Annotated in this window: 9 protein-coding genes and 1 pseudogene; 7 read left to right on the forward strand and 3 right to left on the reverse strand. The window is 63.4% G+C overall.

Annotated features, from left to right (window positions below; all coding sequences use genetic code 11):
- Both AC5DC2_RS12555 and AC5DC2_RS12560 read left to right on the forward strand, forming a co-directional pair.
- A pseudogene (locus AC5DC2_RS12555) lies at positions 1–236 on the forward strand (potassium/proton antiporter); the annotation flags it as partial.
- Between the two features lie 237 nt (positions 237–473).
- Complete coding sequence (locus tag AC5DC2_RS12560; protein WP_491698711.1) at positions 474–1,670, forward strand: phosphoglycerate kinase; 1,197 nt, start codon at positions 474–476, stop codon at positions 1,668–1,670.
- A 61-nt stretch (positions 1,671–1,731) separates the two neighbouring features.
- On the opposite strand, the gene AC5DC2_RS12565 is transcribed toward AC5DC2_RS12560, so the two are convergent.
- Positions 1,732–1,890, reverse strand: a complete 159-nt coding sequence (locus AC5DC2_RS12565; protein ID WP_197489603.1) for a hypothetical protein — start codon at positions 1,888–1,890, stop codon at positions 1,732–1,734.
- Positions 1,891–2,092: 202 nt separating this feature from the next.
- Between AC5DC2_RS12565 and AC5DC2_RS12570 the strand changes: the two genes are divergently transcribed.
- From AC5DC2_RS12570 to rcdA, 3 genes are all read left to right on the forward strand, one after another.
- Entirely contained in the window at positions 2,093–3,376 is a 1,284-nt protein-coding gene (locus AC5DC2_RS12570; protein WP_491698712.1) for an MFS transporter, read from the forward strand.
- Positions 3,366–3,566 carry a DUF1192 domain-containing protein gene (locus AC5DC2_RS12575; RefSeq protein WP_491698713.1) on the forward strand — a complete coding sequence of 67 codons (201 nt, stop codon included), beginning with the start codon at positions 3,366–3,368 and terminating at the stop codon, positions 3,564–3,566. The genes AC5DC2_RS12570 and AC5DC2_RS12575 overlap by 11 nt, the downstream gene beginning before the upstream one ends.
- A 284-nt stretch (positions 3,567–3,850) precedes the next feature.
- Positions 3,851–4,360, forward strand: coding sequence for a protease adaptor protein RcdA (gene rcdA / locus AC5DC2_RS12580; RefSeq protein WP_491698714.1), 510 nt, complete (start codon positions 3,851–3,853; stop codon positions 4,358–4,360).
- A 361-nt stretch (positions 4,361–4,721) separates the two neighbouring features.
- Here the strand turns inward: rcdA and AC5DC2_RS12585 are convergent, their stop codons facing one another.
- Entirely contained in the window at positions 4,722–6,953 is a 2,232-nt protein-coding gene (locus AC5DC2_RS12585; protein WP_491698715.1) for a TonB-dependent hemoglobin/transferrin/lactoferrin family receptor, read from the reverse strand.
- Positions 6,954–7,226: 273 nt separating this feature from the next.
- Between AC5DC2_RS12585 and AC5DC2_RS12590 the strand changes: the two genes are divergently transcribed.
- Entirely contained in the window at positions 7,227–7,793 is a 567-nt protein-coding gene (locus AC5DC2_RS12590) for a dual specificity protein phosphatase family protein (RefSeq protein ID WP_024708144.1), read from the forward strand.
- 6 nt (positions 7,794–7,799) lie between these two features.
- Here AC5DC2_RS12590 and AC5DC2_RS12595 read toward each other — a convergent pair whose 3' ends face one another.
- Complete coding sequence (locus AC5DC2_RS12595; RefSeq protein WP_024708143.1) at positions 7,800–8,693, reverse strand: LysR family transcriptional regulator; 894 nt, start codon at positions 8,691–8,693, stop codon at positions 7,800–7,802.
- A gap of 248 nt (positions 8,694–8,941) precedes the next feature.
- Here AC5DC2_RS12595 and AC5DC2_RS12600 point away from each other — a divergent pair.
- Positions 8,942–10,368 (forward strand): CoA-acylating methylmalonate-semialdehyde dehydrogenase (locus AC5DC2_RS12600; protein WP_491698716.1); only part of this gene is annotated, 1,427 nt, incomplete at its 3' end.

A 10,368-nucleotide genomic window follows, 5' to 3' on the forward strand; every position in this document is an offset into this window, starting at 1 on the left:
CGGGCCAGGAGGAAACGCCGCTTGCCGACTTCATGAAGGACAGGCTCGGCGGCAAGCCGGAAGTCGCCGACCGACTGCATCTCGGTCCCCTGTCGCTGATCGTGCGCGAGACCGATGACGCGCACAATGTGGTGTCCGTCGGCGTCTGGCGCGAACCTTTGGAGGAGGAGGCGTCGCAGTTTTTCCCGCCTTTCTGGCAGCGCGCCGTGCGGCGCCTGCTGCGCAAGGGGCTTTGAGCCGATGCCGCGCATCCCTGGGAGCGGTTTTGCCTTTTGGCTTTTCTGACCTCTGTCATTGCCGCCAGCAACGTTTTTGACTAGGAATCGATGCGCCCAAGATTGATTTTGGCGATGCTGTTCGCACCCGACGTCGAAGGCCGGCATGCCGAGGATCGAGGACAGACCTCTGCCGGCCCGAAAAATCCCGAAGCGCCGGCCTGCCGGCCCTTCCAACCGCAAAAGAGGAAGACATCCATGCCTGCCTTCAAGACTCTCGATGACCTTTCGGACCTGACCGGCAAGCGCGTCCTGGTCCGCGTCGACCTGAACGTGCCCGTCAGCGAAGGCCGGGTCACCGACACCACGCGCATAGAGCGGGTCGCCCCGACCATCCTCGAACTCTCCGGCAAGGGCGCCAAGGTCATCCTGATGGCCCATTTCGGCCGTCCGAAGGGCCAGGTCGTGGCCGACATGTCGCTGAAGCTGATCGTTCCGGCCGTCGAGGAAGTACTCGACCATGATGTGAAATTCGCCGATGACTGCGTCGGCCCGGATGCCGAGAAGGCCGTCGCGGCCATGCATGACGGCGACATCCTGCTTCTCGAAAACACCCGCTTCCACAAGGGCGAGGAGAAGAACGATCCCGACTTCGTGGCCGAACTGGCGAAAAACGGCGACATCTACGTCAACGACGCCTTCTCCGCCGCCCATCGCGCCCATGCCTCCACCGAGGGTCTCGGCCACCACATGCCCGCCTATGCCGGCCGCACCATGCAGGCCGAGCTCGAGGCGCTGGAGAAGGGTCTCGGCGATCCGAAGCGTCCGGTCGTCGCCATTGTCGGCGGCGCAAAGGTCTCCACCAAGATCGACCTCTTGGAAAACCTGATCGAGAAGGTCGACGCGCTTGTCATCGGCGGCGGCATGGCCAACACCTTCATCGCCGCCAAGGGCATCGATGTCGGCAAGTCGCTGTGCGAGCATGATCTTGCCGGCACGGCGCGCGCCATCATGGAAAAGGCGGAGAAGACCGACTGCGCCATCGTGCTGCCGGTCGACGGCGTCGTCGCCCGCGAGTTCAAGGCCCATGCGGCAAACGAGACGGTGGCGATCGATGCCATTCCCGCCGATGCGATGATGCTCGATGTCGGCCCCGACTCGGTCAAGGTCGTCAACGAATGGATCGGCAAGGCGGAAACGCTGGTCTGGAACGGCCCGCTCGGCGCATTCGAGATCGCGCCTTTCGACGCCGCCACGGTCTCCGCCGCGCAATTCGCCGCCGAACAGACCAAAGCCGGCAAGCTCACCTCGGTTGCCGGCGGCGGCGATACGGTTTCCGCCTTGAACCATGCCGGCGTCAAGGATGAATTCAGCTATGTCTCGACCGCCGGCGGCGCCTTCCTCGAATGGATGGAAGGCAAGGTCCTGCCGGGCGTCGACATTCTGAAAAAGTAAGCGTCGCGACAGACAATGGCATGACGAATGAGGCGGCCCGCGCGGCCGCCTTTTTGTTGCCTCACGACGGACGAATCATCACCACCAGCGCCGTCATCGCGAAGGCAAAGAGCGCGATCTTCCAGAAATCCATACGTTTTCTCAGGCCCGGAAGGCCGAGCGGCCTGATGATCTGAACCGCCATGGCGGCGATGAGAAGCAGCGATATCAGCTTGGCCATCAACGTCCCTGTCCGCCCTGTCGCGGGCGGTTTGTGGTGAGCTTTGCCCCGTCATAGCGCGCAGGAAACGGCGCGTCACCCGTAACGGATTGATTTCTTCAGTGCATTCCCGCTACGCGGTGGTAATATTGCCGGAACAAGCCGGGCCGTGCCGCGTTGCGCTTAAACCCTTTCTATGACTTTCATTCACCCAGGCGACTTGATGAAACGCAATCTCTTCCCTGTTTTCGCGCTGCTCCTCGGCACGCTCTTCCTGTTTTTCGGCAACGGTCTCCATGGTCTTCTCCTGCCGCTGCGCGGCACCGCGGAAGGCTACAGCGACACGGCCCTCGGCTTCATCGGCACGTCCTGGGCGTCCGGTTTCGTGCTCGGCTGCCTGTTCGCGCCGAAGCTGATCATGCGCATCGGCCATGTGCGCGCCTTTTCCGGCTTCATCGCGCTGATCTGCATGGTGGCGCTGATCACCGGCGTCTTCGTCAACCAGTATGCCTGGATCGGGCTCAGGGCTGCGACCGGTTTTGCCATGGCAGGCACGCAGATGATCATCGAGAGCTGGCTCAACGAGCGGGTCGACAACAAGAGCCGCGGCACGGTCTTCACCTTCTACACCGGTATCACGCTGTTCGGCGTCGTCGGCGGCCAGCTCGCCGTCGGTTTCGGCAACCCCAACACGCCGATCCTGTTCATGGTCGCCGGCATCGTCTACTGCATCGCCATGCTGCCGACGACGGTCTCCAACGCCGCCTCGCCGCGGCCGCTGCAGGCCGTGCGGATCGACCTGAAACTGCTCTACCGCAACTCCCCGGTGGCCTTTTTCGGGGTTCTGCTCACCGGCATCGCCAACGGCGCCTTCGGCACGCTGGTGGCCGTGTTCGCCGCCCGCGCGGGCCTGCCGGACAATCAGGTCGCCTTTCTGGTGACGGGCGCCATTCTCGCCGGCGCGCTGGCGCAGGTGCCGGTCGGCCGGCTGTCGGACCGGATGGACCGGCGCCATGTGATCGCGGGACTTGCCGGCATTGCCGCCGCCGCCGCCATCGCCACGCTCATCCTCAGGCCCGGCAGCACGACGCTGATCGTCCTGATCGCGATCTACGGCGCGACGGCCAACGTGCTCTATCCGATCACCGCTTCGCACGCCAACGACTTCGCCCGGCCGGAAGACTATGTGAAGATCGCCAGCGGCCTGCTGTTCCTGTTCGGCATCGGCACGATCATCGGCCCGACGGTCAGCGGCCCGGTGATGACGATATTCGGCCCCTATTCCCTGTTTATCGTCACCGCGAGCGCCCATCTGCTGATCCTCGTCTATGCCATCATCCGCTCGCGCATCCGCGCCGCCATTCCGGTGGACGAACGCGACACCTTCATGGCAATGCCGGACGCGGCGACGCCGGTCTCCACCACCGAGGGCGTCGCGCTGAAAAACCCCAATCGCGACGCCCCCGCGCCCGACGACCAGGAAAGGAGGGAAGACCATGCCGCCTGACGACGACAACGACGAACGTAAACCACCGAAAGGCCAGTATATCATCGGCGCCGACCTTGAAGAGCATTCCGTCGAGGCGCTCAACGGCTTCGTCGCGGATCTGCGCCACGAGATCGAGCGCATCGAGGCTGCCATTTCGAAGAAGGGAAGCGGCCGCGAGACCGCCGAAAGCCTCTTCAGGAAGAAATGACCCGCCTTTGCCGAAGGTCGTTAAGCAGATATTAACCTTTCCAAGGTGTTATAGGGCATCCGCCATGCGGAGTCGGGATTTCTGTCTTATTCCGATCATCACCCTTTGACTTATGAGCCGCCCCTCGCGGCTCTTTTTTTTGCGTCCCGCGCAATCGGCGGTGGGTATTAACCCTTCATTAAGAAACGGGTTGCGGAAATGCGCTACAGGTATAAGTGTTGTCGACGTTGTTGAAGACCTGCCGCACAGCGTATCGCGGCGGTCGGCGTAGCCAGAGTGTGCAGATGAGCAGTACCGGGGCAAATCCGATCAATTTCGCGGGACGGGCCGCCAATTCACCCCAGTTCGAGGCCCTTTATGCCGAGGGCATGTCGCTGGTCGAGGAGACCGCCGCCTATCTCGACGGCCCCGGCCGGGCTGCTTCGAAACACCTGAACCCGAAGGCTGCAGCGCTCTACTCCGCTGAATCGATCCGTTTGACCACGCGGCTGATGCAGCTTGCCTCCTGGCTCTTGCTGCAGCGTTCGCTCAATTCCGGCGAAATGACGCGCGAGCAGGTGGTCCAGGAGCGCCGCAAGCTCAGGCTCGGCGGCGGCGGAAACGAGGACGGGATTTCCGCCTGGAGCGAACTGCCGCCCGGCTTCCGCGATCTCGCCGACCATGCGACCCGGCTGGAGACCCGCATCCGCAAGCTGGACGAAAGCCTGATGCGCGAGAACGCCGCTCCCGAAGCCGCCAACAACCAGGTCATCGCCCAGATCGACCTCCTGCAGACGGCGTTTGCACGGCGGTAGAGAGCGGCCTGCCACTCTCTCCCTGCGGCGGAGAAATCAGAAGCGTCTTTGTGGCCCATCAGAGAAGGCCGGGCGCCGTCGTTTCCGATCTCGGACTGCTGACAAACCCATCCATTCTACGGACGTCACCCTCGGCCTTGTGCCGAGAATCCAGCCACATCGCCACATATGCGGAGCTTCTGTTTTGCATCAGTCTGAATTGTTTCGTCTTTCCAGCCGAAACGCCTGTCGCGGCGAGACGTGCTCAGATGCTCGGACAGGCCCAAGCATTGACGAATGAGGGTGCAGTAACTTCTGTCAACAAACCAAAGGCCGGGCGCTTTCGCGTCCGGCCTCCTCTCTTTCGTATTGTCGCCTGACCTCAGAATGTCTGCGTCAGCGAGATCTTGAAGGTCCGGCCGGGTTCCGAATAGAAGCTCTGCGGCTGGTCCATCGTCGCGTCCTGCAGTTCCAGGGCGTCGTAATAGGTCTGGTCGAACAGGTTGTAGACGCCGGCCTGCAGCGTCATGCCCTCGAAGCGCTCCGGCGCCCACCATGCGGTGACGTCGACGATGCCGTAGCCCGGCGCCTTGAAGTCGGCCGTCGAGCCGTCCGGCACCTTGGCGGACAGGATCCAGTTCGAATTCACGCCCCAGGTCTCGTCGTTATAGCCGCCGCCGATGACGGCCTTGAGCGGCGCCACCGAGCCCAGGATTTCGTTGGTATCCATGTTGAAGCCGCGGGCGAAGGCGAGCGAGGCGTGGATGTCCCAGTTGTTGATGAACGACTTCTGGAAGCTCGCCTCGAGGCCGGCGATCTCGACATTGTCGATATTGACGGTCTGGGTGATGCCGAAGGGATAGAGACCGGGCGCGATGCCGACATCGCCGGGCTCGACCGACTGGGTATCGATGAAGTCCTTGTAGCGGCTGTAGAAGGCCGAAATCCGGCCGCCGTCGTCGTCATCGCCGAAATTGGCGCCGAGCTCGAAGCCCCAGCTCGTTTCCGGCTTGAGGTCGGGATTGCCGATCCTGAGGTAAGTGCCCGGACCGCCGTAATCGACGTAAAGCTCGCCCGGCGTCGGCGCGCGGAAGGCGGTGGAGAACTGACCGTAAAGCTGGGTGAAGTCGGTGAGGTCGTAGGTGGCGAGGATCTTCGGCGAGATACGCCAGTCGCTTTGCCCGTCCGGCAAGCCGTTGTAGTTCGGGTTGTTGGTATAGGCCTCGGTTTCCTTCGGGTCATACTGGTACCAGTCGAAGCGCACGCCGGGGGTCAGCGCAAAGCCGCTGTCGCCGAAGAGGATCTCGTCATGGGCGTAGAGACCGAGGACATAGCCGTCCACATCCGGCGTATCCGCCTGGTTGGTGTGGAGGAAATTGCAGGAGCTGAAGGGCGAATAGGGTCCGGGACCGCAATTGTCCTCGCCGCTCGAATACTGGCTCGTCTGCGAATAGTAGAAATCGCCGCCGATGGTGAAATTGTGGTAGAGCGAGCCGGTTTCAATGCCCTTCTGAGCCCAGCCCGACCAGCCGTAGCGCTCGTCCTCGGTCTTCGACGTGCGCGAATAGGGACCATAGGGCGGGGTCGGACGCGCGCCCGGCAGGCGGGTGCCGCTGGTGCCGCTCTCACGCTCGCTCTTCAGCCAGTAGAACGTGCTGAAGGCGCTGTCGAACAGGCCTTCGGCGGCGATTGCCTCGTAGTTGTAATCGATCGAGACCCGGTCGCGATGCTTGATCTCGCTGCCGTTCCAGTCATCCTGCGCATAGGTGCTGCCCTGCTCGGTCAGGAGTTCGACATCCTTGTCGCGGTCGTAGCGTTCCAGTGTCAGGCCGAGCGTGTGGGCGCCCATGAACTGCTGGCGCAGCTTGAACAGGAGATTGTTCTCGTCGAAGCTTGCCGGGTTGGGCTCGCTGCGGGTCGCGCCATAGCCGCCGACCGTGCCCTGGTTTTCCGTCTCGCTTCCGGAGCCGAGGTCGCCCTGGAACAGCATGGAGGTGTTGCCGGAGCGAATGGCGAAGGCGCCCTGGGCGTTGATGCTCTGGTCGGCGCTGTCATACATGAGACCGGTGCGTCCGCCCCAGCCCTTTTCCGGGTCGATCAGGTCTTCAGGCTCCAGGGTGCGCAAGACGACCGTGCCGCCGAGCGAACCGCTGCCGGAGCGCGAGGAGTCCGAACCGCGGACGATGTCGATCGTCGCGATCGAATCGAAGCTGAAACTGTCCATATTGCCGGCGGCATCGCCGCGCGCGGCGTCGTCCAGATAGGGAAGCTGAATGCCGTCGATGACGGTCGAGACGCGCGGCCCCTGCATGCCGCGAATATTGACCGAACCCGAATCGTCGCCGACAAAGGTGACGCCCGGCTCAAGCACGCGGGTGAAATCGGCAAAATCCGTGACGATGTTGGCGTCGAGCGCGTCGCGCGTCGTTTCCGTGGCAAGCGGCGTGTCCGCGATGCCATCCTTGCCGCCTGTCGTGGTCACATTGACCGGCGCCAGAACCGTGGCCTCAGCATCCGTTGTGGCATCCTGCGCGATCGCGGAATGTGTCAAAACAGCCGACGCCAGTGCGGTGCACGACGCCAGCAAGAAGGTGCGGGAAAGTCCCATACGCATCACCCAATCCTCTTGTTCTCTTCAGAACCTGGCTGGCTGACGCCGGGAAACCCCGAAACGAACTGGCTGGCTGGGCATTCTGTGCCGGCAGGCGCCGGCTTCTCGTGCCTAGGAGCTATAAAACATGAGTATTATTGTCAACAAAAATTGCCTGATTTTCGTCATAATTTCCGCACTGCGACAGCATGTCGGTGGATATCCAGCCTCACCCGGGCTAAGTTTCGCCGAAATGCGGGCGTTAATGGTGCGATCGAAACACGGGAGCGAAAGTGGATGGGGGTAAAGGCCGTATTGAAGCGCTGCGCCTGGACAGCCGGCGCAGCCCTTCTCTGTGGGGGGCTTTATCTCGGCGGCCTGCAGTTGACCGGCAATTTCCATGAGGTTCATGCCGGCGCGCTCTATCGTTCCGCTCAGCCGAGCGCCGACGATCTGACTGACTACGCCAAACGCCACGGCATCAGGACGGTGATCAATCTGCGCGGCGCGCATCCGGGCCGGGCCTGGTATGATCAGGAAATCGCCGCAAGCGAGGCGCTCGGGATCACCCATGTCGACTTCGGCATGTCCGACAGCCGGGAATTGCCGCTCGATCGCAGCCTGGAGCTTCTGGCGCTGATGCGCGACGCGGAAAAGCCGCTTCTCATTCACTGCAAGGCCGGCGCAGACCGCACGGGGCTGGCCGCGGTCATGTATCTGCAGCAACTGGCAGGCATTGACGAGGAAACGGCCGAATGGCAGCTCTCCCCGATCTACGGTCACCTCAATATTCCGATGACCGGCCCGTGGGCCATGGACCGGACCTGGGAACGGCTGGAAAAGGATTTCGGCCTGCCGAGCTGAGGAAGCCTATGCCGCATCGACGATGAAGCGGCTCCGTTCCTCCCGGAACCGCCGGGTGAGAAAGGCCCGCACCAGCGCGATGCGCGCAAGATTGCCGGTATCGGGGTGTGACAGCAGGTAGTAGGACCGCCGGAAACTGATCTCCGGCAGAATGCTGACAAGGCCCGGACTGTCGCGCACGACGAAATCATGCAGGATGCCGATGCCGATGCCCGCGCGAACGGCCTCGATCTGACCGGCGACGCCGGCGCAGCGAAACAGCCGGCCCGCAGACCGGCCGAGATGGTTGGCATAGTTCAGCGAGGAGGCATAGGCGTAGTCCTCCACGCCCGTCACCGCGACATGCCCGGACAGCGCGTGCTCGTCATTTGGCGTGCCGAACCGATCCAGATAGGCGCGCGCCGCATAGACGCCGAGCGTGTAGTCGGTCAGCTTGGAGACGACCAGCCTGCCCTCCTCCGGCGGGTCGAGCGTGATCGCAAGGTCCGCCTCGCGCTTCGACAGCGAGAATGTGCGCGGCAGCGGCACGAGCTCGACGACAAGGGCTGGATGCTGCTCCTGCAGGCGGCCAAGCTCGCCGGCCAGAAAATAGGTGCCGAGGCCGTCCGGCGCGCCGACGCGCACGGTGCCGGCAAGGCTCGCGCCGCGCGCCCGCGTATCCTCCGTGATCCCGAGAATTTCCGTTTCCACCCGTTCGGCGACGACAAGCAACCGCTCGCCCGCCTCCGTCAGCGTCGAGCCGGCTGGCGTGCGCTCGAACAACGGCTCGCCGAGCGCCTCCTCCAGCGCATTGATGCGGCGCGAAACCGTGGCATGGTTGAGCGTCAGCGCCCGGGCGGCCGCAAGGAACTGGCCATGGCGGGCGACCGCCAGAAAAACGCGCAAATGATCCCAGTCCATCGATGTCCTATAATTTTTGCACAACGGATTTGTAAAATATCCTGTTTCTTTGCAGAAATTAATAGGCAAGAGTACAGGTGACAGTCAAACCGAGATGCGACAGGATGCTCTCTTGCTTGCGTCACCCTCGGGCTTGACCCGAGGGTCCAGGCGGAACCGCTCCGCGACAATGGATCCTCGGGTCAAGCCCGAGGATGACGCTGAAGGGGACGGCGGGTCCTGTCGCCTGAAAAACCGGAGGAACCACCATGAAATCCATCCAGCACTTCATCAACGGCAAGATCGCCGCGGGCTCCGGCAGCCGCACCGTGCCGACCTACAACCCGGCAACGGGCGAACAGAGCGGCGAACTGTCACTTGCCAATGGCGCCGACGTCCGCGCCGCCGTCGAAGCGGCAACGGCCGCCTTCCCGGCCTGGGCGGAGACGACGCCGCTGCGCCGAGCCCGTATCCTGAACAGGTTCCTCGGCATTCTCGAAGACCGGAGCGATGAGCTGGCGAAGGTGATCACCGCCGAGCACGGGAAGGTTCATTCCGATGCGCTGGGCGAGATCCAGCGCGGCATGGAAGTGGTCGAGTTCGCCACCGCCGCCCCGCAGCTTCTGAAGGGCGAGTTCACCGAAAATGTCGGCACCGCCGTCGACAGCTGGTCGATGCGCCAGCCGCTCGGCGTCGTCGCCGGCATCACGCCGTTCAACTTTCCGGCGATGGTGCCGATGTGGATGTTCCCGGTCGCGCTTGCCTGCGGCAACTGCTTCGTCCTGAAGCCGTCCGAACGCGACCCCTCCGCCTCCCTTCTGATTGCCGAATGGCTGAAGGAGGCTGGCCTTCCCGACGGCGTCTTCAACGTCGTCCAGGGCGACAAGGAGGCCGTCGACGCGATCCTCGCCGATCCCGACATCCAGGCCGTCAGCTTTGTCGGGTCCACCCCGATCGCGCGCTATATCTACACGACCGCAACGGCGAGCGGCAAACGCTGCCAGGCGCTCGGCGGCGCGAAGAACCACATGATCGTGATGCCCGACGCCGACATGGACCAGGCCGCCGACGCGCTGATGGGAGCCGCCTATGGCTCGGCCGGCGAGCGCTGCATGGCGATCTCGGTCGCCGTTCCCGTCGGCGACGAGACCGCCGACCGGCTGATCGACAAGCTGAAGCCCCGGATCGCCGCCCTCAAGGTCGGCCCCGGCACCGATCCGGAAGCCGATATGGGCCCGGTCGTCACGGCGGCCGCGCGCGACAAGATCCTCGGCCTGATCGATTCGGGCGTCGAGGAAGGCGCGGACCTCGTTGTCGACGGTCGCGGCCTGAAGCTGCAGGGCTATGAGAACGGCTACTTCGTCGGCGCGACGCTCTTCGATCATGTCACGACCGACATGAAGATCTACAGGGAAGAGATCTTCGGTCCGGTCCTCTCGGTTGCCCGCGCCGCAAGCTATGACGAGGCGGCGCAGTGGATCAACGACCACGAATACGGCAATGGCACGGCGATCTTCACCCGCGACGGCGATGCCGCCCGCGAATTCGCCCACAAGATCAAGGTCGGAATGGTCGGCGTCAACGTGCCGATCCCGGTTCCGATGGCGTTCCACTCGTTCGGCGGCTGGAAGGCCTCGCTGTTCGGCGACCACCATATGCATGGCCCGGAAGGCGTTCGCTTCTACACCCGCCTGAA

The organism is Martelella sp. (genome assembly GCF_984369615.1).